The 20,282-nt window shown below is 63.3% G+C and carries 18 protein-coding genes and 1 tRNA gene; 4 read left to right on the top strand and 15 right to left on the bottom strand.

The features are described 5' to 3' along the window. Positions 1 to 246: 246 nt before the first annotated feature. Positions 247 to 2,499 (top strand): glycoside hydrolase family 113, encoded by a 2,253-nt coding sequence (locus AC5ZG5_RS06485; RefSeq protein WP_456641633.1) that lies wholly within the window; start codon positions 247 to 249, stop codon positions 2,497 to 2,499. 62 nt (positions 2,500 to 2,561) lie between these two features. Here the strand turns inward: AC5ZG5_RS06485 and AC5ZG5_RS06480 are convergent, their stop codons facing one another. The 9 genes from AC5ZG5_RS06480 to AC5ZG5_RS06440 all read right to left on the bottom strand — a co-directional run bounded on the left by AC5ZG5_RS06480 (position 2,562) and on the right by AC5ZG5_RS06440 (position 11,125). Next, on the bottom strand, positions 2,562 to 5,435 hold the full coding sequence (locus tag AC5ZG5_RS06480) for a valine--tRNA ligase (RefSeq protein WP_456641632.1): 2,874 nt from the start codon (positions 5,433 to 5,435) through the stop codon (positions 2,562 to 2,564). Between the two features lie 134 nt (positions 5,436 to 5,569). Beyond that, on the bottom strand, positions 5,570 to 6,340 hold the full coding sequence (locus AC5ZG5_RS06475) for a PopZ family protein (RefSeq protein WP_456641631.1): 771 nt from the start codon (positions 6,338 to 6,340) through the stop codon (positions 5,570 to 5,572). A gap of 397 nt (positions 6,341 to 6,737) precedes the next feature. After that, positions 6,738 to 8,117: a TolC family outer membrane protein gene (locus tag AC5ZG5_RS06470; RefSeq protein WP_028165630.1), complete on the bottom strand. Its 1,380-nt coding sequence runs from the start codon at positions 8,115 to 8,117 to the stop codon at positions 6,738 to 6,740. Positions 8,118 to 8,447: 330 nt separating this feature from the next. Continuing rightward, the gene (locus tag AC5ZG5_RS06465; protein WP_028165629.1) at positions 8,448 to 9,113 is read right to left on the bottom strand and encodes a protein-L-isoaspartate O-methyltransferase family protein; all 666 of its coding nucleotides are present in this window, start codon (positions 9,111 to 9,113) and stop codon (positions 8,448 to 8,450) included. A 135-nt stretch (positions 9,114 to 9,248) separates the two neighbouring features. Then, positions 9,249 to 9,428 (bottom strand): hypothetical protein, encoded by a 180-nt coding sequence (locus AC5ZG5_RS06460; protein WP_208826368.1) that lies wholly within the window; start codon positions 9,426 to 9,428, stop codon positions 9,249 to 9,251. Between the two features lie 227 nt (positions 9,429 to 9,655). Further along, positions 9,656 to 9,730: transfer RNA gene (locus AC5ZG5_RS06455), tRNA-Asn, on the bottom strand. A 136-nt stretch (positions 9,731 to 9,866) separates the two neighbouring features. Then, complete coding sequence (locus AC5ZG5_RS06450; protein ID WP_456641630.1) at positions 9,867 to 10,304, bottom strand: YybH family protein; 438 nt, start codon at positions 10,302 to 10,304, stop codon at positions 9,867 to 9,869. Positions 10,305 to 10,316: 12 nt separating this feature from the next. Continuing rightward, the gene (locus tag AC5ZG5_RS06445; protein ID WP_456641629.1) at positions 10,317 to 10,772 is read right to left on the bottom strand and encodes an SRPBCC family protein; all 456 of its coding nucleotides are present in this window, start codon (positions 10,770 to 10,772) and stop codon (positions 10,317 to 10,319) included. A gap of 20 nt (positions 10,773 to 10,792) precedes the next feature. Then, positions 10,793 to 11,125 (bottom strand): ArsR/SmtB family transcription factor, encoded by a 333-nt coding sequence (locus AC5ZG5_RS06440; protein ID WP_130223446.1) that lies wholly within the window; start codon positions 11,123 to 11,125, stop codon positions 10,793 to 10,795. Positions 11,126 to 11,280: 155 nt separating this feature from the next. Here AC5ZG5_RS06440 and AC5ZG5_RS06435 point away from each other — a divergent pair, with 155 nt between their 5' ends. The 3 genes from AC5ZG5_RS06435 (at position 11,281) to AC5ZG5_RS06425 (ending at position 13,279) form a co-directional block, all read left to right on the top strand. Continuing rightward, on the top strand, positions 11,281 to 12,102 hold the full coding sequence (locus tag AC5ZG5_RS06435; RefSeq protein ID WP_456641628.1) for a phytanoyl-CoA dioxygenase family protein: 822 nt from the start codon (positions 11,281 to 11,283) through the stop codon (positions 12,100 to 12,102). Positions 12,103 to 12,195: 93 nt separating this feature from the next. Then, positions 12,196 to 12,408 carry a hypothetical protein gene (locus AC5ZG5_RS06430; RefSeq protein ID WP_456641627.1) on the top strand — a complete coding sequence of 71 codons (213 nt, stop codon included), beginning with the start codon at positions 12,196 to 12,198 and terminating at the stop codon, positions 12,406 to 12,408. Then, positions 12,398 to 13,279 carry an NAD(P)/FAD-dependent oxidoreductase gene (locus tag AC5ZG5_RS06425; protein WP_456641626.1) on the top strand — a complete coding sequence of 294 codons (882 nt, stop codon included), beginning with the start codon at positions 12,398 to 12,400 and terminating at the stop codon, positions 13,277 to 13,279. The genes AC5ZG5_RS06430 and AC5ZG5_RS06425 overlap by 11 nt, the downstream gene beginning before the upstream one ends. 204 nt (positions 13,280 to 13,483) lie before the next feature. On the opposite strand, the gene AC5ZG5_RS06420 is transcribed toward AC5ZG5_RS06425, so the two are convergent. From AC5ZG5_RS06420 to AC5ZG5_RS06395, 6 genes are all read right to left on the bottom strand, one after another. Continuing rightward, positions 13,484 to 13,867, bottom strand: a complete 384-nt coding sequence (locus tag AC5ZG5_RS06420; protein WP_456641625.1) for a RidA family protein — start codon at positions 13,865 to 13,867, stop codon at positions 13,484 to 13,486. A 16-nt stretch (positions 13,868 to 13,883) separates the two neighbouring features. Then, on the bottom strand, positions 13,884 to 15,491 hold the full coding sequence (locus AC5ZG5_RS06415) for an acetamidase/formamidase family protein (protein WP_456641624.1): 1,608 nt from the start codon (positions 15,489 to 15,491) through the stop codon (positions 13,884 to 13,886). Further along, the gene (locus AC5ZG5_RS06410; RefSeq protein ID WP_456641623.1) at positions 15,454 to 16,302 is read right to left on the bottom strand and encodes a helix-turn-helix domain-containing protein; all 849 of its coding nucleotides are present in this window, start codon (positions 16,300 to 16,302) and stop codon (positions 15,454 to 15,456) included. Before AC5ZG5_RS06410 ends, AC5ZG5_RS06415 begins: the two co-directional genes overlap by 38 nt. An 83-nt stretch (positions 16,303 to 16,385) precedes the next feature. Next, positions 16,386 to 17,627 (bottom strand): acetamidase/formamidase family protein, encoded by a 1,242-nt coding sequence (locus AC5ZG5_RS06405; RefSeq protein ID WP_456641622.1) that lies wholly within the window; start codon positions 17,625 to 17,627, stop codon positions 16,386 to 16,388. 52 nt (positions 17,628 to 17,679) lie between these two features. Next, positions 17,680 to 19,308 carry an amino acid ABC transporter permease/ATP-binding protein gene (locus AC5ZG5_RS06400; RefSeq protein ID WP_456641621.1) on the bottom strand — a complete coding sequence of 543 codons (1,629 nt, stop codon included), beginning with the start codon at positions 19,306 to 19,308 and terminating at the stop codon, positions 17,680 to 17,682. Then, complete coding sequence (locus tag AC5ZG5_RS06395) at positions 19,308 to 20,195, bottom strand: ABC transporter substrate-binding protein (RefSeq protein ID WP_456641620.1); 888 nt, start codon at positions 20,193 to 20,195, stop codon at positions 19,308 to 19,310. The genes AC5ZG5_RS06400 and AC5ZG5_RS06395 overlap by 1 nt, the downstream gene beginning before the upstream one ends. Between the last annotated feature and the right edge of the window lie 87 nt (positions 20,196 to 20,282).

Genomic DNA, 20,282 nt, shown 5'->3' with positions numbered 1-20,282 from the left:
TTGAAGCGCCATCGTAACGAGATGCGCATCAACAATCGCAACATCGACGCAATCCTGTCACGACGCGCCCACGTTGCGTGTGCAGACTGAGCGCGCGTGCTTCGCTGCACGCGTGTGAGTTGCTTATGAATTGTGCTCTGCTGAAAAGACGGAACACAACGCAGGTGAACAAGTCCTGCGCAGAATGCTGGCCACCGAAACAGCGAAATAGAAAACATAGAAACTAAAACTAAAGGAGCTGTACCGATGGCGGGCCCGTTTACTGTCCAAGGATTCGGATTCCCTTCCAACTACAATGGAGCATTCGTCACGAGCGCGGCGCGCGATGCCATGCAGGCAATCGCGGACACCAATGCAAATTCGATCGAGCTTGCGCCTCGGCTCTTCACGAACACGAGGCATTCGGACGACGTGTTCGCCGATCCCGGCAAGACCGAGAGCGACGCCAACATCCTTAAGGCCATCGCGGATGCGCAGGCGCTCGGCCTTTCGGTTTCGCTCAAACCCATGGTCTCGGCCCTCGATGGCTCGCTTGCACATGTGCTGACACCAGACGATCCCGCCGCCTTTTTCGCGTCCTACAAGACCGAAATCGTTCACATGGCGGAACTCGCCCAGCAAGCCGGCGTCAGCATGTTGGTGATTGGCAATGAGCTCGCCAAGCTCTCCGGTCCCGAATATCGCGACCAATGGGTGGACATCATCAATGCCGTGCGCGCCGTGTATCACGGCGAAATCACCTACGCCGCCGCCACCGACGAAGCCATCAATGTCAGCTTCTGGGACAAGGTCGATGTCATCGGCGTCAACGCCTATCCGCCGCTGACGACCGACCGCGATCCGACGGTCCAGGAAATGGTCAACGCGTGGAACACCATGTCCTCCGATGACTATTGGGCGAAAGTGATGGATCACAAATCGCCGGTCGATTTCTTCCACTCGCTTGCCCTTCAGTACGGCAAGCAGGTGGTCTTCACCGAGACCGGCTATCGCAGCGTGGACGGCACCAATATCAGCCCGGGCGGCTGGGCCGGAAGCTCGACGCCGGATGTCCAGGAGCAATATGACGCGTTCAACGCCTTCTTTCAGGTCTGGGGATCGGAAGGCGGGAGCTGGTTCAGGGGCGCATCGATCTGGAACTGGGATGCGAACAACCAATATTCGGAACTCGGCTACTCGCCGCAGGGCAAGCCGGCGCAGGGGCTCATCACGGAATGGTATGGCGGCGAGCGTCAGCCGCCCGGCCAGACGCTGACGGGCTCTCCGGCGGCCGATCTGATGGATACCGGCGGCGGCAATGACGTTCTGTCGGGTGGCGCCGGCAACGATACGATCAAGGCCGGCGCCGGCAACGATACCATCAGGGGCGGCCCCGACACGATTCCGAAACTGACGGAAACCACCGTCACGGTGACGGGCTACAGCTCCGTCGTCGACGGCATCGGCGCCCAGATGCAGCTTCTGGTCAATGGCCAGCAGGTCGGCAACACGGTCGAGTTCCACAATGCGACCAATCCAGCCGGCTTCCAGACCTTCACTTTCACGTTCGCCAATCCCGCGGCAATCTCGAGTCTCGATCTCGCCTTCATCAATGACATCGCGGGCGCCAGTGGCGACCGCAACCTCTACATCAAGGACATCACGGTCAACGGCGAGCATCTGTCGGCCGCCGACGCGGTCAATCCGAGCTCGCCGGGAACCTGGAATCTCTATCAGAACAAGGCGATCCACTATGACATGAGCGGCCGCCAGGACTTGTTCTTCGGCGCGTCGACCGACAATGACGTCATCGACGGTGGTCCGGGCAAGGACGTGATCTACGGCGGCGCCGGTGCCGACGTGATCCATGGCGGCGCCGGTGACGACACGATCGATGGCGGACCCGGCATTGCGACCGCGACCGATCAACTCTACGGCGACGATGGCAACGACATCATCAAGGCCGGCAATGCCGATACCGGCGCCCTGCTCGACGGCGGCGCCGGCAACGATCAGCTCTATGGCGGATGGGCCACCAATGTCATCAAGGGCGGCGACGGTAATGATTACCTGTCCAGCGGCGGCGGCAATGACACCCTTTACGGCGGCGCCGGCAATGACTCGATGAAGGGCGGTCCGGCGGCGACCCAGATGTTCGGCGATGACGGCAACGACACGCTGATGGGCGGAACCGGCAACGAGCTCCTGTACGGCGGCAGCGGCGACGACCGGCTCAATGGCGGCGGCGGTAACGATACGTTGTCAGGCGGCGCGGGCAACGACACTTTCATGTTCGCCCCCGGCTTCGGCAAGGATGTCATTCTCGACTTCCAGAACACCGATGGCGCGCAGGATCTGATTCAGATCAACCGCACGGTCTTTGCCGATTTCAACGCCGTGCAGTCGCACATGGCGCAAAACGGAACGAGCGTCGTGATCACCTTCGACGACAACAACTCGGTCGAGATCAGGAACACGACGCTCGATCAGCTCCACGCGAGCGACTTCACGTTCGTCTAAGCGAGCTTTCGCCACGGATTGTAGGGTGGGCGAAGCGCAGCGTGCCCTCCCTACAACTTCTCTCAAGATGCCTTCTTCAGCCGCTCGAGCGCCTCGAGGATCTTTGCCTTGCGCTCCAGCGCCGCCTCGCGCTTTTCCTTTTCCTCTTCGACGATCTCTTCCGGCGCGTTGGCGACGAACTTCTCGTTGGAAAGCTTGGCGTCGACGCGCTTGATGTCGGCGTCGGCCTTGGCGATTTCCTTCTCGAGCCGCGCGCGCTCGGCGCCAAGATCGATCACGCCCTTCAGCGGCAGCGCCGCGACCTCGCCGCGCACCAATAGCTGCACGGCGCCTTCCGGGGCAGCATCGGCAAAGGAGATGTCGGCCAGCCGCGCCAGCCGCTTGGCGACATCGTTCCAGCGCTGCCCCCGCGCCTTTGTCTCAGCGGAAGCGTCCACAAGCACCAACGGGGTCAACGTGGACGGTGGGATGTTCATCTCCGCGCGCACCGAACGGATCGCACTGACGAGATCGACCACCCAGCCGATCTCGGCCTCGGCTTCAGGGTCGCTGAATTCCTCGGGGTCATCTTCCAACGCGCCGATCACGGGCGGGATGAGCGCGTCGGTCGGCCCTGCCAGCGAAAGCGTGGCGATCTGCTCAGGCGTTAGCGCGCGCGCCTTGCGCGGCCATGGCGCCAGCGCCAGAACACCGTCGCGCTTCGCCGTGACGGCCCAGAGCTCCTCGGTGATGAACGGCATGAACGGGTGCAGCAGCTTCAGGATCTCGTCGCGCACCCATGCGATCATGGCGCGGGTCTCGGTCTTCGCGGGTCCGTCCTCGCCCATCAACAGCGGTTTGGTCAGCTCGACATACCAGTCGCAGAACACGTTCCAGACGAAGCGGTAGACCGCGCCTGCCGCGTCGTTGAAGCGGTACGCCTCGATCGCTTCGGTCACTTCGCGAGCCGCAAGCGTGGTCTCATGCATGATCCAGCGATTCAGCGTCTCCTTCGCGCTGGTTGGATCAAATCCGGCCATCAGGGCGGCGCCATTCATCTCGGCAAAACGGCAGGCGTTCCAGAGCTTGGTGGCGAAGCTGCGATAGCCGTCGACGCGCTGCGTCGACAGCTTGATGTCACGCCCCTGCGCCGCCATCGCCGCCAGCGTGAAGCGCAGCGCGTCGGCGCCGTATTCGTCGACCAGATGCAGGGGATCGATGACGTTGCCTTTCGACTTCGACATCTTGGCGCCCTTCTCGTCGCGGACGAGGGCGTGCATATAGATGGTCGAGAACGGCACCTCCTTCGTGAAGTGAAGGCCCATCATCATCATCCGCGCCACCCAGAAGAAGATGATGTCGAAACCGGTGACCAGCGTGTTGGTCGGATAGTAGCGCTGCAGCTCCGGCGTCTCGTCCGGCCAGCCAAGCGTCGAGAACGGCCACAGCGCGGACGAGAACCAGGTGTCGAGCACGTCTTCATCGCGGGTGATGAAGCCCTCGCGCTTGGCGGGGTCCACCGCCATGTCGTGGCCCTGCTCCGGCGTGATGACTTCCTGCTCGACGTAGTAGCCGAGCGCGTTGCCCACGGCCTCTTCCTCGGTCTCGGCGACGAACACCTTGCCGTCGGGCCCGTACCACGCTGGGATCTGATGGCCCCACCAGAGCTGGCGCGAGATGCACCAGGGCTGGATGTTCTCCATCCATTCGAAATAGGTCTTTTCCCAGTTCTTCGGCACGAAGCTGGTTTCGCCCGCGCGCACGGCCGCGATCGCCGGCTGCGCCAGCGTGTTGGCGTCGACGTACCATTGGTCGGTGAGGAACGGCTCGATGACCACGCCGGAACGGTCGCCATGCGGAACCATATGCGTGTTCGGCTCGATCTTCTCGAGAAAGCCGAAATCCTCCAACCGCGCGACGAGCTGTTTGCGCGCGGCAAAGCGCTCGATGCCATGGAATTCCTCGGCGAAATGCAGCGCGCCCTCGGGCAGGCCGCGCAGATAGTCCTCGTTGCCGACAAGCGAGAGCTTGCCTTCCTGGTCGAGCACGCTGATCCGCGGCAGCCCGTGGCGGTTGCCGATCTCGAAGTCGTTGAAGTCGTGCGCCGGCGTGACCTTCACAGCGCCAGAGCCCTTCTCCGGATCGGAATAATCGTCGGCCACGATCGGAATCTTGCGGCCGACCAATGGCAGGATCACGTGGCTGCCGACCAGCGCACTGTAGCGCTCGTCGTCCGGATGCACGGCCACCGCGGTATCGCCGAGCATGGTTTCGGGACGGGTCGTCGCGACCACGATGAAGCTTGCGGGATCGTCGGGGCTGAACGCCCTGCCCTCGAGCGGATAGCGCAGGTACCACAGATGGCCCTTGACCTCGACCTGCTGCACCTCGAGATCGGAGATCGCGGTGAGCAGCTTCGGGTCCCAGTTGACCAGCCGCTTGTCCTTGTAGATCAGCCCTTGGCGGTGGAGTTCGACGAACACCTTCACGACGGCGCGCGACAGGCCCTCATCCATCGTGAAGCGCTCGCGCGACCAATCGCAGGAGGCGCCCAGCCGCTTGAGCTGGTTGATGATGGTGCCGCCGCTCTCGGCTTTCCATTGCCAGACCCGGTCGAGGAATTTGGCGCGGCCCATCTCGCGACGGCCCGGCTCCTGCCGTTCCATCAACTGCCGCTCGACCACCATCTGGGTGGCGATGCCGGCATGGTCGGTGCCGGGCTGCCAGAGCACGTCGCGTCCGCGCATGCGCTCGAAGCGGCAGAGGATGTCCTGCAGCGTATTGTTCAGCGCATGTCCCATGTGCAGCGAGCCCGTCACGTTCGGTGGCGGGATCACGATGGTGAACGGCGCGGCGTCGCGCCGCTCGGGGCGGCCGGCCTTGAAGGCGCCACTCTCCTCCCAGACGCGGGACATCCGGCTTTCGATATCGGCAGGCTGGTAGTTTTTCTCGATCATGGCACTACAAATGGGGATGCTTGAGAGCGCTAAAAAGCCGTCCGAACGCGCCAAGTCAACCGGACTGGCGCGTCCAAACCGCCATAACACCCATTAGGGATGGCTGAATTGAGGGGGCTTCGCGGCCCGGGCGGCTAACGCCCCCGCGAAACCCGCTCGATCTCGGCTTTCACGATCCGCTCGACCAGCCCTGGCAGGTTGTCGTCCAGCCATGATTTGAGCATCGGCCGCAGCATTTCCTTAACCAGATCCTCCAGCGTCCGTGCATTGTTGCTGAGCACGGTATTGGCCAGCGAATTGAACGCGCTTTCGACCGCGTTCATGGTCGTGCGCGACAGGATTGGCTGCTGACCATAGGAGGAACTCTCGGTCGCCGCCTCATAGGCTGGCTGTCGCGGTGGAGACGGCGGTGGCTTGGTGGCTTCCGTGAATTCGATGTCGTCCTGCGGTTCAACTTTCTGAAAGGTCGGTGGCGGCGGCTTGGGCGTCGGCGTCGGTGCCGGATCCGGCAGGGCCATTTCGTCAGTCAGTTCGAATACGTCGCCGTCGGGTTGCGGCGGCCTGACTTCGGCCTCCTGCGTCGCCTCATCGAGGCTCGCCAGCATGGCGTCGATGTCGTGCTGGCTGTTCGTTTTGGCTGGTGGTGGCGCCGGCGCAGGTTTTGGCGCTGCTGGCGCCGGCTTCGCCGCTGCGGGAGTCGGCGGCGGCGGAATGTCCTTCACCACCGGCTTGGGGGCAGGCGCGGCGGCGACCGCCGGTTTCTCCGGCGTCGCAACGCTTGCCGGCCTGTCGTTTGCGGGTTTATCCGCGGAAGCGGGCTTGGCCTCATCATCGGCAATGATGCGACGGATCGACGCCAGAATCTCCTCCATGGAGGGCTCTTGGACCTTTGCAGGTTGCGTCATTTCCGACTCCACATCGAAATTACCCTACACCAAGCCACACGAGATTCGGCGGTTCCGGATGAAGCGGCCGGAATTTTTCATCGCTCGAGTCCGGACTTGTCCCCAGATCAACGGTTACCGGTGCGTTGCACGCGGTGCGTTCGCCCTCACGGCAACCGATCCGCAGCGATGGACGCAAAAAGCCGTTGCGAATCGTTGTGTTGCCTATGGAAACGGTATGTCAGGGCAACAATCGATTGCAAGCAACGCGCTTCGAAGTTTTGCGGCGTCTTCATGACCGCCACGCGACATATGGAGTCGGCGGTCGCGCGCGGGACAAACGAGTGCTCAGAAATGCGATGGGCCCGCTAGCAAGCGGGCCCATCTGTCTATTTAGAGCAATATGCGGAAGCGACGATCAGCGGCCGTCGGGCGTTCGAACCCCGGCCCAGCTATCACGCACCTGCTGGTAGTGCACGCTCGCATCGTAGGTTTGGGTCGGCAGGTTGAGCACCTGGGGCTGCAGCCGGCCCACGGCCTGCAGCACGCTGTAGGAAGCAACGACACGATCATGCTGCGCGACCACGAGCGCGTTGCGGGCGTTGACCAGCGCCTGCTGCGCGTTCAGCACGTCGAGCGTGGTGCGCTGTCCGGCCTTGGCTTCCTCGCGCACGCCGTTGAGCGCAATCTCGGATGCCGTCACCTGCGCCTGCGCCGAAGACACCTGGGCCTTACCAGCCACCAACTGGCCCCATGCCGTGACGACATTGGCCCGGGCCTGGTCGCGCGTCTGTTCGAGCACAAGCCGCTGCTGCGCCAGCGATTCCTTGTTTTGGCGGATCAGCGAATATTCGGCGCCGCCCTGGTATATTGGCACCGCAATCTGCGCTATCGCCGACGCCTGGAACTGGCGCTGGATGACCAGCGTCTGATCGTAGGCCTGCTGCGCGCTCGCCTGCAGCGTCACGCTCGGAAAGAGCGCGCCCTCAGCGATCTTGACGTTGAGGAAGTTGACGTCGACGCCAAACATCGCCGCGGTCACGTTCGGGTTCTGCGTCAGCGCGAGTTCGATGGCGGCATTGAGGGTCGGCGGCAGGAAACGGTCGACCGGTGAGCCCGGCGCGAGATTCGTCGGCTCGCTGCCGATGATGCGCCGGAAGTTCGATCGCGTCGTGGTCAGTTGCGATTCGGCCGTGAGCTGCTGCGTGCGGCCGGCGGCAAGTTGCGCCTCCGATTGCGCGACGTCGGTGCGCGTCACCTCACCGACATTGAATCGGTCGCGGGTCTGCTTGAGCGTCTGCTCGAGCACGCGTGTGTTGCTGCGCTGAACCTCCACGATCGCCGCATCGCGCAGGTAATCCATGTAGATCGAGGCAGCGCTGAACAGCACGGTCTGTTCGATATTCCGCAGCGCTTCGCGCGAGCCGGAGACCTGGCTCTCCGCGGCCCGCGTTCGGTTGCCGGTCTGAAATCCATTGAACAGGGTCTGCGAAATCGTGGCGCCGACGGCGCGCGGGACCTGCGTTCCATGCGCAGCCACCCCACCCGAGATGGCATCGGTATACTGATAACCGCCGCTCGCCGTGATCGACACTCTCGGCCGGTAGCCCGACAACGCTTGCGGCACGTTTTCGTCGGTGGATCGCACAAAGGCGCGCTGCGCATTGAGTTGCGGATTGGTCTGATAGGCACGAACCAATGCGGCCTCGATCGTGTCGGCCAGGGCCGGCGTCGGTCCCATGCACGCCAACAAAAGGACCGCTGCCGCGGCTCCGGTGACAACCTTCACCCCACGCATCCCCAATAATCCATCCATTGCTATTCACCACCCGGCTCGAGACCATGAACCGGGCGCCGCTTCGATCGAAGTGAGTCCCGCCTCACCTTATTCCGCAGCTAGGCTGGACGGAACTACCTCGCAACGGAACCCGGTGGAAACTCTTCACGTGGGGCAAACGGGCCACACTTCTGATTCAGAACGGGATTTTAACGCTTCGAATCGCCACCAAGCCGCCACCATACGAACTCCCTCGCTTCGCGCCGGCCGTGAATCCGCCTTTAGTTGTGAATCCGCATTCGCCGGAACGCCTGGAAAGAGGCCCTCCTCCCTCCGGGACGATGCATCTTATTAGAACACGAAAGCCGGCAAGCGCTCCAGGCCCGGCAGGAGCGGCGCCACGGCATCGAATAGCGGCCGATGCCCGAAATCCCCGTGGGTATGTGTCACGACGGCGGCCCGTTGCGGCTGCGACAAGGCAAACACCCCGACCAATCGCCCACCCTCGCGGAGCTGCTCGTAGAGTTCCTGCGGCACGATCTCGGTGGCACCATTGAGGAAAATGACGTCGAACGGCGCGTCCGCGACATCGCCCTTCGCCGCCGGCGCCGCGCGCACGGTCACGTTGGCGGCACCGGTCCCCGCAAGCGCGACCTTGGCCTGGTCGGCGAGCGCGGGCTCGCTTTCGGTGGCAAACACCTCCCCTGCGAGCCGTGCGACCACGGCAGCCGCGTAGCCAGTCGCGCAGCCGACGACCAGAACGCGGTCAGTCGAATTGATCTCAGCCGCCTGCAGCATCTTCGCCATCACGGCTGGCTTGATCAGGTAGCGCTTCGTCGCGCCGCCCTCGCTGACATCGAGGTCGAGATCGAGATAGGCCAGCGCGCGCTTGCTTTCGGGAACGAAGGCCTCGCGCGGCACGGCAAGCATCGCATCGAGAATACGCGCGTCGGTGACGTCACTGGTGCGCACCTGGCCATCGACCATTTTCTGGCGCGCGGTCGAGAAACCGGACATGGGCTGAAACCTGCAAGTCGCGCGGCGCGGCCGCGACGGGAGTGAGACCGCCCGTCTTTTGGAACAAGCAGGATCAAAACGCAACACGCCCGATGGGCCATACCGGCCCCGCGAGTTCTTGCAGGGGAACAGCGCCTATTCGATCGCGACGGCAAGCCGGCCGATCAGCCTCGCAGCTTCGTCAAGACACGTGGAATCGTGCTCTTCGACGATCTGCGCTAGCCGCCGAAGGCATTCGTCGTCGCTCATGGTCGGGATATCGCTCGGGACGATCGAGGGTGTTGTTTTCGGCACCTCGGTGTCGAAGACGGCCATGGAATCACCTCGCAAGGAGCCCTGCTTAACCAAAAATCGACGATGAATGAGTCGATTTGGCGGCTGTCCGCATCAAATCCGCAAAGCGCCACGCGGATGTGACTGAGTCGCGCCCGTCAGGACGAGTCGAATCTGGAGGTTGGATGCGAATCCGCCTTGCCGGGCCGCGCAAGCGCGAAACCAAGAGCTTAGGAAATTCGGCTAACAGCTCGATTTAATTGAGAGATTGGCTCCCCGGGCTGGATTCGAACCAGCGACCATTCGATTAACAGTCGAATGCTCTACCGCTGAGCTACCGAGGAATGGGCGAAACCGGCGTTTCGCTTGCGGTCAGCCCTATAACAAAGCCTTCCCAGCTTGCAAAGGACCAAATGGACCTCTCCGCACAGTTCGAAGAGATAACGGCGCGAACCACCGGGCTGCTCGGCAATCGCCATTTCAGGGCTTCAGGTCGAATCTGGCCTGTCCGGTCCTTGGATCGGCCGGGACGGAAAGATGCTGGTGGATCATCTTCCATTGCCCATCCTTCTTCTGAAACACTCTCGTGCTTCGCGACCAATTCTCGATCTCCGGCGCTGAAGCTGAGCGGTAGCGCATGCGGTTGAGGCCCCACGCGATGGCAATGTCATCGCGCACGATCACCTGAAGATCAGGAATGTCCCATTCGAAGTCGCCCTTGATCAGGTCGAAGCCCTGCTGGCAGACTTCGCGAATGGCATCGATACCGCGGTACTGAAGTGGCGCGACATGTTCATAGGAGTGAATATCGGGATCGAGAGGACGCATGGCGCCGTCGATGTCCAGCGCCGATGAAGTGCGCAGCCAGTCGGCGAAAAGAGCGCGGAGCTCCTGCTCGTCTGCTGCATTCCTGCTCATATGCTTTTCCTTTCAAGTGGTGATGTCCGAGTTCGGCAGGCGGGCGATGAGCTTGTCGAAGCATTCCTGCCAGCCTTCGGCGTTGCCGTCGCGGCGCAGACTGCTGTCGTAGCCAACCTGATGGAACGTCATCTCAGTGCCGCCGCGTGAAGCCTCGAAGGTGACGGTGATCAGAGTCTCCGGTCCTGAGTGGGCGCCATCGACCTGGGTCAGGGTCAGCGCGAGCAACTTCCCCGGCACCATTTCCCGGAACTCACCGCGCTCGAAATAGACGTGCCCGGTCGAGGAGCGAAAATCGACCCGCCACTTTCCTCCCGGCCGTGCGTCGATCTCGCAGCCAGTGACCTCGTAGCCGTCGGTCGCAAACCAATGCCGGATCTGTTCGGCTTCAATCCAGTTGCGGTAGACGAGCTCGGGCGGGGCCGGAAACCAGCGTTGGATGGCGGCGCCCAGCGGCTTCTCCTCCAAGGTCACCTTGCCTCTCTCCATTATTCTCCTCCCGTTTGCTTCGCCAGATGGGTTTCGAGCTTGTCGAAGCGCTGCAGCCAGAGCTTGCGATAGTTGGCGAGCCAGGAATCGATCTCGATCAGCGGACTGGCGACGATCCGCGACGGACGCCGCTGGGCATCGCGGCCCTTCGTCACCAGGCCCGCCGCTTCCAACACGGCGACATGCTTGGAGACAGCCCGGGGCGTCAGCGCGAACGGCTTGGCCAGTTCGGCGACCGAGGCCTCGCCTTCCAACAGCCGCGCAAGGATTGCCCTGCGCGTCGGATCAGCCAGCGCGCCAAACGTGGCGCTCAACGTGTCTTGGGTTGGCATATCTGGAACCAAATAGTTCTGGAACTGATTGGTTCCTATATGAGCGTGCACCTTTCGTCAAGGGCGCACGCGTTCGAATCGCTTGAGCCGATCGCTCAGCTTTCGGCCGTTGGATGAATCTCCTAATGGGATTTCATCCGCCTAATGGAGCCCGCATGTCTGGTTCGAGCAAATTTGCTGTCGACGGTTTCACAACCATCCCGGCGCTCTTTGAAGAGCCGGACTTGCAAGAGATCGAAAAGCAGGTTCACCACCGGCTCGCACAGCCGCATGATCCGATGATGAACCGCGTTGGGAACGATCTCGTCCCGTTGCGCTGGAATGATCCAATCGTCACGCGCTTGCTCTGCCGGACATCCGCGCTCGGTCGGATTAGATCTACAGTCGCGGCTGACGACCTGCGCTGGATTTCGGCCTACATCTCATCCAAAGGCGCCTCTACGCCTGCGCTGCTATGGCACCAGGACTGGTGGTGCTGGGACCACTCCATCAGTTTCGCGCCGACCGCCCCGCAGATCGCAATCCTGTGCTACCTCTCAGACACGAGTGACCGGACGGGCGCATTGCGAGTTCTTCCGGGTTCTCATCTGCGCAGTCTGCCGATCCACTCCGACCTGCCCGAGCCGCATAGTGCGGCCGCCGAGCAGTTGGCGCCCGACCACCCTGCTCTCAGTAACCACGAAGGACAGATCACGCTCAATCTGCGCCGTGGCGATGCAGTGGCGGTGGACTATCGTCTCCTCCATGGAACGCATCCAAATCGCAGCCTTTCACGGCGCGATGCGCTGCTGTTTTCTTTCACGCCGAATTGGCGCTTTCTTCCTGACTCCATTCGCGCGCATCTCGCAATGCATCCGGCCCGCCCAAGTGCTGCTGAATGGCCCACCATCGCCGAGTGGGGAGAAGATCTCTTTCCACGATACGACGGCACGCCGACTTCCCTGCAGATCAATAGAATAGCGCCGTCGCGCACATAGCGTTCACAGCGTCACGTCGCGTTCGATGCAACGGGATGACTTTGTGCCAAGCGCGCCTTGAAACTCGGCACATTATGTAATATACGAAGTTACATGATGCGAGACCGCCGCTCCTCCTCCGTGCTTCATACTCTTTTGCGCATGGCTGAGCCCGGCGAAGCGCTGAACGCCGTTTTGGACGGAGCTTTCGCCGAAGCAGAGGCGCTACTGCTCGATCGCTTCGGCGCCTTCACCATCGCCGATCTCAGTGCCGAATTCTCGCGGCGAGATGTGGCGCACAAGGAAAGGAACCGAAATGCTTCATGACGTGATCGTCATTGGCGGCAGCTACGCCGGCATGGCTGCGGCCCTTCAATTGTTGCGCGCCCGGCGCAAGGTGCTCGTCGTTGACGCAGGCGTCCGGCGCAACCGGTTCGCCTCGGAATCCCATGGCTTTCTTGGTCAGGACGGGGTCGATCCGGCCGAGATCGCGCGCACTGCACGAGAACAGCTCACGGCCTATCCGACGCTCACATGGCTCGAGGGAACCGCTACCGACGCCAAGCGGCAAGGAGATGGTTTCGCGGTGACAACAGCCGACGGCGAGTTCTATCGTGGCAAGAGGCTTATCCTTGCCACCGGCGTCAGCGATGCACTCCCTCCTCTTGATGGGCTCGCCGAGCGCTGGGGCAGTAGCATCTTTCACTGCCCCTATTGTCACGGATATGAACTGAATGAGGGACGGATCGGTGTAGTCGCCACGAGCCCCGACGTGCTCCATCACGTCGTTCTGTTTACGGAATGGGGAGACGTGACGCTCATGCTCAACGGTGCCTTCGAGCCGGATGCGGACGCCCGCGCCGAGCTTGCTGCGCGGGGCGTCGCGATCGAGACAGGTCCTATCGCAGGCATCGAAGGCCACGCAGACGTGAGGCTGCAAGACGGACGCGTCCTGCCTTTCGCCGGCCTGTTCACGGCAACGCGCAACGCGCCCTCCACGCCATTGGCTGAGACGCTTGGCTGCGAATTGGAAACGACTCCGTTCGGCACCCAGATCCGAACCGACGAGACCAAGCAAACGACGGTGCGCGGCGCCTTTGCCTGCGGAGACGTCGCGCGAGCACCGCATTCGGTATCGCTTGCGGTCGGCGATGGCGCAATGGCGGGGGTGCATGTGCACCGTTCACTGGTGTTTTGAGGGGCCCGCATTGGGGAGCGGTCCAGCAATGTAGCGAGATAACGGACGTTTGCGACGAACGCGCGTCGGGGAAGCTATTTCCGTGCGTAATGCACTCCGCTCCAACCGCTTGCTCGCGCCACAACACCCTGTGGTTATGGGTCCTCGCTTTCGCGAGGACGACGGCGTGGCGGGCCGCGCGATCAATCGTGAATGCGCCGGCACTCACGGCCGGCGGCACACCAGATCGATCTCGATCAGCGCGTCGTAAGCAAGCCCGGTGACGCCGACGCAAGTGCGTGCCGGCAGGCGGTCCGGCGGGAAATAGCTGCGATAGGTTTCGTTCATGGCGGCGTAGTCTTCCTTGAAGCGCGTAAGATAGATGCGCGACATCACGATGTGCTCGAAGCCGAGACCGAGACCCTCGAGCACAACGCGCAGATTTTCCATCACCGCCTTGGTCTGCGCGACGATGCCGTCGGGCAATACGCCGGGACTAGCGGGCGTGTCCGGCATCTGGCCTGTGACGAAGACAAAGCCGTCGGCCTCGACAGCGTGGCTGAAGGGCGCGACGGGCTTTGGCCCGCCCGCGATCATGTGGAATTTCAATGTCGGTATCCTTCTGTTATCGCGACAGTGCCGCGTCCTCGAACAACCGCTTGCTCAGGATCGCATGCACGCCCCAATTGCCGTCGACGACCTGGGTGACGCCGAAATCGACCGCTGCCGACATCAGCGCGATCGCCTCGTCCTCGCTGAGACCTTTGATGTTCATCAGGAAGCGCCGCATCTTGCGGAAGGCGTCCTTCATCGCAAGGTCGAGCGAGGACGTCGCATAGACTTCGCTCTGCCCGTGCGCGCCGAACTCGGCGAGATAGTTCGGATGGCTGAAGCCGGTCAGCACCCAATCGGTCGCGGTCTCGATCAGGGGATAGCTGAGATCGGCAAACGGTTGGCCAGCCAGATTGCCTTTCTTGTGCAGGATCACCTGGAACGTGCCGGTCATCGAGCATTCGATCGCCGTTCCGCTCAACTCGCCATCGCCCTGGGCGGCATGGGGATCGCCGACCGAGAGCAGCGCGCCTGGCACCGAGACCGGAAGATAGACGGTCGCCCCCTTGCCGAGCCGCCAATTGTCCAGATTGCCGCCGAAATAGGACGGCGGTACGGAATCGACGAAATCGAGCTCGCGCGGCGCGACCGCGATCACGCCGAAATGCGGCCGGAGCGGAATGCGGATGCCGTCGAGCACGGCGTGGCGGCGCCTCACCGAACCAGGTGCGACGGGAATGCCGGGATAATCGTAGGTCGTATGAACCACGCCGAATGGATCGGTCTGCGGCTCCCAGCGGTAGGAATAAAGCGCGCGCGCATGCGGTGTTTCGTCGTGGTCACCTTCGTGACCCGCGAAGTAGATTTCGTAGATCGTCACCGCCTCGCGCGGCTTGGGGCCGGCGAGCAACTCGTTGTAGTGATAGCCCCACCAGGCCGCGACGCTGGAGCCGAATACCCTGCCCTCATAATGCGGATTGCGGCTCGGCCGCGGCACGATATCGAGGATGCGCACCTCCAGGACATCGCCAGGCTGCGCGTCCTTGACAGCGATCGGGCCAGTGCAGATGTGCACGCCGAACCCCTCGCCCGCGCCGCGCCCGAACACCGAGGCATCCATCGGACCGGCGCCGCGCCGGTCGACATTCTTGCGGTCATTGGTCCAGCCGAACACGCTTTCGGCGCCGGCATCACCCGTGATCATTCTTTCAGGATCATCAGACGCATGCTGGGTCAGGGTTTCGATCGTGATCGTGTCGCCGGAATTGATCTCGGCCTGCGGCGCAAGCGTGCGGCTGAAGTAGCCCCAATGCACGCGGTTCGCGTCGACGGAGAGATGATGGTGGGCCGCGTGATGCTCCCGTTCGCCTTCGTGCGCCGGCCCCGTTGTGACGGCGGCCATATTCCTTCCGACGCTCGATGGCTGATGCGTTCGCAGTTGCGCAAGCGCCTCCTGCGGCCAGCCGCGCTGACCCGCGGCGATCGACGATGGCGCCGCGCGCTCGGCCTCCTGCTGGCGAAACTCGCGCGGTGGCAGACCAAAGCGATGACGGAAGGCGCGGCTGAAATGCGCGGAGTCGCTAAAGCCGTACCGATAGGCGATCTCCGAGATCGATCGATGCGCCTCCGCCAGGTTCGACAGATCAGCCCAGGCGCGCTGCCAGCCGCCGCTCGCGTACATAGTGCGAGAAATTGTCGCCGACGCCCTCGAACAGCTTCTGCAGGTAGCGCTCGGAAATCCCTTCGGCCTGCGCGACACGCGACGGCGCAAGCTCGGGATTGTCGAGGTTGCGCTCGATGGTCTGGCAAATCCGGTGCAGGATCGCGGCTTGCGTGGCCGTACCGGCGACCTCTGAGGCGGGAGAGGTGGACTGGTGCGCAAGCGTCAAGAGAAGATCGACGAGGCTTTGCGCAATGGCCGCCCATTCGACGTCGCTCAGCGTTTCCAGGGTGCGGGAGGTTGCATCCAGCAATCGCGAGAACACGTCGGCAAGGCCGGCGGGCGCGACGACGCGGGCTACGGACGCGATCGGCCTGCCGATGAGGCGGCCGTGCCGCGCTTCGGCTGCAACAGAGAGGATGATCGCGCGCATATCGCGCTGGAACATCAGGCTCCAGTCGCCATGCCGCGGCAGCAGCAGGAGATGGCCAACGGGAACGATACGGTGGCTCGCGCCTTGCCGCAGCATCACGCCGTCCTCGATCGGGAGCAGCGCGATCGGCAATCCCTCGCCCGATTGCGGCAGCGGCGCGATCCCCTGCGATCCCGCCGCGATCCGGGTCAGCGCCACGCCCACGCCATTGCGGTGCGAGGCCGTCGCGTGACCGTCGTCGAATGCGCTTGCGGAAGCCGGCTGCAGGCCGACCGCAGCCAGCACGTCCCGCCAGGCCTCCAGGCGGTCGTCTCGCGCGTAGGATTCACTCGTGAACGGACGGAAGCTCATCGGTTCGACCCAATCAGGGCCGATCGAAGCAACCCGCGTGCCAGACAAGCGCAGTCCTCCGCCAAAATGGCGGCGTCAAAACGACGCCGGCAAATTCAACCCACGATCAAAAGCGGTCCATTCTCAAGGCATTAGTCGCACCTGAAGACGTTCTTGCGGATCGTGCCGTGCACGCCCCAATTGGCGTCGACCACCTGGGTAACGCCGAAATCGGCGCCGACCGACATCAACGAGATCGCCTCGTCTTCGCTCAGCCGGTGCACGGTCATCAGGAACCGCCGCAGCTTGCGGAACGCGTCTCGCATCGCACGGTCGAGGCTGGAATGGTTGGCAATCTCGGTCTGCGCACCGGCGCCGAGCTCGGCGAGATAGTTCGGATAGGTGAAGCCATAGACCGACCAGGCATGGGCGGTCTCCAGCATCGGATGCGTGAGGCCCTCGAGCGCGGTTCCGCCGAGATCATTGTTCTTGTGCAGGATAAATTCGAAATCCCCGGTCAGCGAGGTCTCGATCGCGGTGCCGCCGAGTTCGCTGTCGCCTTGCGCGGCATGGGGGTCGCCGACCGAGAAGAACGCGCCGGGGACGGCCACGGGATAATACATCCGCGCGCCCTTCCCGATCCGCCAGTCGTCGATATTGCCACCGGTATAGCTCGGCGGGATCGAGCTGACATAGTCGGCCTCCGACGGCGCAAGTCCCATGGTCCCGAAATGCAGCCGCGCCGGCACCTTGATGCCGGTAAGGATGTTCTCACGCTTGCGGATGGTCGCATGGTCGACCCGCACGCCGGGGTAATCGATGGTTGCATGCACGATGCCATCGGGATCGGTCTGCGGCGTCCAGACGTAGTTGTAGACGGCCTTCGCGAACGGCTCGCCCGAGGTGTCGAGCTCGAAAATCGTGATCACCTCGCGCGGCTTCGGCTCTTCGATGAGATCGTGATAATGGAAGCCCCAATTGGCTGCGACGTTCGAGCCGAAGCAGCGGCCGGCGTGGCAAGCGCTGCAGCTCGGGCGCGGCCTGATGTCGAGGATGCGCACCTCCAGAACATCGCCGGGCTCGGCGTTCTCGATCGCAACCGGTCCGGTCAAAAGGTGTACGCCAAGCCCCTCGCCCGCGCCGCGGATGAACGGCCCCTCGGTCGGGCCGGAGCCGCGGCGCGCCACAGCCTTATGCTCGCGCGTCCAGTGGAACACGCTCTCGGCGCCGGGATCACCCGCGATCATGCGCTCGTAATCGTCATTGGCGTGATGGGTCAGCGTCTCGATGGTGGCGCGGTCGCCCGAGCGCAATGTCAGCGCTGGTGCGACCTTCTTGCTGAAGTAGCCCCAGTGGACGGTGGCCGGCGAGACCGGCAGGGTAAAGTGCCTCATGCAAGTGCCTCTTCGGGGGATCGGAACGATCGAAGTTCTGGCGCGTGACGCTTCATCTCACCGGCTCCGGCGTCTTGTCGGCTTCCATCACGCTGAGGAAGCGCGCGGTGACGGGATGGCGCGGATTGGACAGCACCTCATGCGCCGGCCCCTCCTCCAGGATCCTGCCGCCGCTCAGGAAGGCGACGCGGTCGGCCACCTCATCGGCGAAGCGGATCTGATGCGTCGAGATGATCATGGTCAGGCCGTCGTCGATGGCGAGCCGCCGGATCACTTCCAGGACTTCGTTGACGAGTTCGGGATCGAGTGCCGAGGTCGGCTCGTCCAGAAGCAGCACGCTCGGGTTCGGCGCCAGCGCGCGGGCGATCGCCACCCGCTGCTGCTGCCCGCCCGACAGGTGCCGCGGCAGCGCATCAGCGCGATGGCTCAGGCCGACGCGGTCGAGCAGTTCGCGCGCGCGACGCTCGGCGTCAATTCGTGTCATGCCATGGACCCAGCGCAAGGGACCCGCGACGTTCTCCTTCGCCGTCAGGTGGCTGAACAGGTTGAACTGCTGGAACACCATGCCGACACCGACATTGGCGCGCTCATTGGCGATCGCGCGCGGCGACAGCGGCCTGCCGTCGTCGTCGAAGCCGAGCCGCCGTCCCCCGACACGCACCGTGCCGGCATCCCAATTCTCCAGATGATTGATGCAGCGCAGCAGCGTACTCTTGCCGGAGCCGCTGGGTCCGAGCAGCGCGATGACCTCGCCGACGCGAACCGTGATATCCAAGCCGTCGAGCACATCTTGCGCGCCATAGCTCTTGCGCAGATCCTTCACCTCGACGGCGACATTGTTGCGCGCGATCGTCGCGGTGCGTCTGGCCCGCTCTTCCGGCGTCAGCGTCCTGGACGGCGGCACCGGGATTTCGGGCTCGATGCCAGCCGCAACGTCGACCGCCGGAGCGGTCTTCTCCGCAAGCTCCAGCTTGGTGATGAGGTCGACCCGGCGCCAGGGCAGATAATCGGCAAGCTTGCGTTCACGCGAGGTGCGGTCGAGATCGAGCAACCATTCCAGGGCGAGCTGGATGACGCTGATCGCGCCGGTCAGCACGAGATAGATCAAGCCGGAGGCGAAGAAGATCGAGAAAAAGTCGAAGGTCGAGGACGCAAGCTGCGTGCTTCGCAGCGTCAATTCCTGGACCGCGATCACCGAGGCCAGCGACGAATTCTTCAACGCGCTGACGGACTCATTGCCGAAGGCCGGGATCATGGTGCGGATCGCCTGCGGCGCGATCACCCGCCGCATCAGCACTGCCGGCGTCATGCCGAGCGCCTGTCCCGCTGATATCTGTCCGCGCTCGACGCCGAGCACGCCGGCGCGCAGCATCTCGGCAATGAATGGCGCCTCATTGCAGGCGAGCGCGAGGCCGGCCGCCAGCACGGCCGGCAGTTTGATGCCGATATGCGGCAGCGCGTCGTAGGCGAACACCATCTGCAGGATCAGCGGCGTGCCGCGGAAGATCACGGTGTAGCCACGCGCGATCGCCGACAGCCACCAGAGGTGGCTGAGCTGCATCCAGGCCAGGATCAGGCCGAGGATCAGCCCGCCTGCGAGCCCGAGGGCGGTCACCTCCAGGGTGAGCTCGATGCCCGCGAGCAGGTAAGGCAGGCTGAGATAGTGCAGGAACAGGGACATCAGTTGACGGTCAGCAGGCCCGGTTCCTTGAGATTGTCGGGATCAAGTCCCCACTTCTTGAGCAGCGCGAGCTGGTCGCCGGACTTGTAGATCTCCGTCAGTGCGGCCATCACCGCGTCGCGAAACTTCGGCTTGTCCTTGGGCACGGCAATGCCGACCGAGTACGGGATCGTCACCGCGATCGCCTTCTCGAGCTTGTCCGGATAGGCCTTCACCGCGTTGTCGACGGTGTTGACGTCGTTGATGTAGGTGTCGGCCCGGCCGGCCAGGATCGCCTGGATGCAGTTGGCGTTGTTGTCATAGAGCTGCAGCGTCGGCTCAGGCTTGCCGGCAGCTTTGCATTGGGGAATGAGGGCTTGCACCAGCGGCACCTCGACGAAGCCGGTGTTTTCGGCCGCCGCCGCGCCGCACAGCGACAGGTTGATGCCGTTGATGCCCTTCGGATTGCCCTTGGCAACCAGCACGCCGTCGAACACTTTCGAATAGGTAATGAAGTCGGCCGCCTTCGCGCGCTCCTCGGTCGCGTAGATGTCCGAGATCACGATGTCCGCCTGCCCGCTGGCGAGCGTTGTCAGCAATGCGGCAAAAGTCACGGCCTTGTAGGTCAGTTTGAAGCCGAGGCATTCACCGATCATTTCGCCGAGATCGATGTCGAAGCCGACATACTTGCTCGGGTCTTTCGGGTCGATCGATTCATAGCCCGGCGTGTGCGGGTTGATCGCGTTGACGAGCGTCTTGCCCTTCCAGTCCGGATATTTCTCCTGAAGCGCCGCGCATGCCGCCGGCGCCGCCGCCTGCGCGCTTAGCGGCACCAGAAATCCTGCGGCGACGATCGCGCCCAGAATCGCGCGACGCCACGGAAGTGCCGTGCTTCCCCACAAAGCCATTTCTGCATGTTGCCAGCTCCTCCGACGTTGTCATGGCCACGGCCATGTCCCAAAGCTCGGAACGAAGGCTACGGGGAACCGCTCCGC

Source organism: Bradyrhizobium sp. Ses1 (genome assembly GCF_059512365.1).
The sequence above is the reverse complement of the archived record's forward strand: the minus strand, read 5'-3'. Positions and strand labels throughout refer to the sequence as shown.

Bases quoted from the DNA above. Each gene is read 5' to 3' on its own strand.
- AC5ZG5_RS06485 (WP_456641633.1), top strand. From the start codon at position 247: ATGGCGGGCCCGTTTACTGTCCAAGGATTCGGATTCCCTTCCAACTAC.
- AC5ZG5_RS06480 (WP_456641632.1), bottom strand. From the start codon at position 5,435: ATGATCGAGAAAAACTACCAGCCTGCCGATATCGAAAGCCGGATGTCC.
- AC5ZG5_RS06475 (WP_456641631.1), bottom strand. From the start codon at position 6,340: ATGACGCAACCTGCAAAGGTCCAAGAGCCCTCCATGGAGGAGATTCTG.
- AC5ZG5_RS06470 (WP_028165630.1), bottom strand. From the start codon at position 8,117: ATGCGTGGGGTGAAGGTTGTCACCGGAGCCGCGGCAGCGGTCCTTTTG.
- AC5ZG5_RS06465 (WP_028165629.1), bottom strand. From the start codon at position 9,113: ATGTCCGGTTTCTCGACCGCGCGCCAGAAAATGGTCGATGGCCAGGTG.
- AC5ZG5_RS06460 (WP_208826368.1), bottom strand. From the start codon at position 9,428: ATGGCCGTCTTCGACACCGAGGTGCCGAAAACAACACCCTCGATCGTC.
- AC5ZG5_RS06450 (WP_456641630.1), bottom strand. From the start codon at position 10,304: ATGAGCAGGAATGCAGCAGACGAGCAGGAGCTCCGCGCTCTTTTCGCC.
- AC5ZG5_RS06440 (WP_130223446.1), bottom strand. From the start codon at position 11,125: ATGCCAACCCAAGACACGTTGAGCGCCACGTTTGGCGCGCTGGCTGAT.
- AC5ZG5_RS06435 (WP_456641628.1), top strand. From the start codon at position 11,281: ATGTCTGGTTCGAGCAAATTTGCTGTCGACGGTTTCACAACCATCCCG.
- AC5ZG5_RS06430 (WP_456641627.1), top strand. From the start codon at position 12,196: ATGATGCGAGACCGCCGCTCCTCCTCCGTGCTTCATACTCTTTTGCGC.
- AC5ZG5_RS06425 (WP_456641626.1), top strand. From the start codon at position 12,398: ATGCTTCATGACGTGATCGTCATTGGCGGCAGCTACGCCGGCATGGCT.
- AC5ZG5_RS06415 (WP_456641624.1), bottom strand. From the start codon at position 15,491: ATGTACGCGAGCGGCGGCTGGCAGCGCGCCTGGGCTGATCTGTCGAAC.
- AC5ZG5_RS06405 (WP_456641622.1), bottom strand. From the start codon at position 17,627: ATGAGGCACTTTACCCTGCCGGTCTCGCCGGCCACCGTCCACTGGGGC.
- AC5ZG5_RS06400 (WP_456641621.1), bottom strand. From the start codon at position 19,308: ATGTCCCTGTTCCTGCACTATCTCAGCCTGCCTTACCTGCTCGCGGGC.
- AC5ZG5_RS06395 (WP_456641620.1), bottom strand. From the start codon at position 20,195: ATGGCTTTGTGGGGAAGCACGGCACTTCCGTGGCGTCGCGCGATTCTG.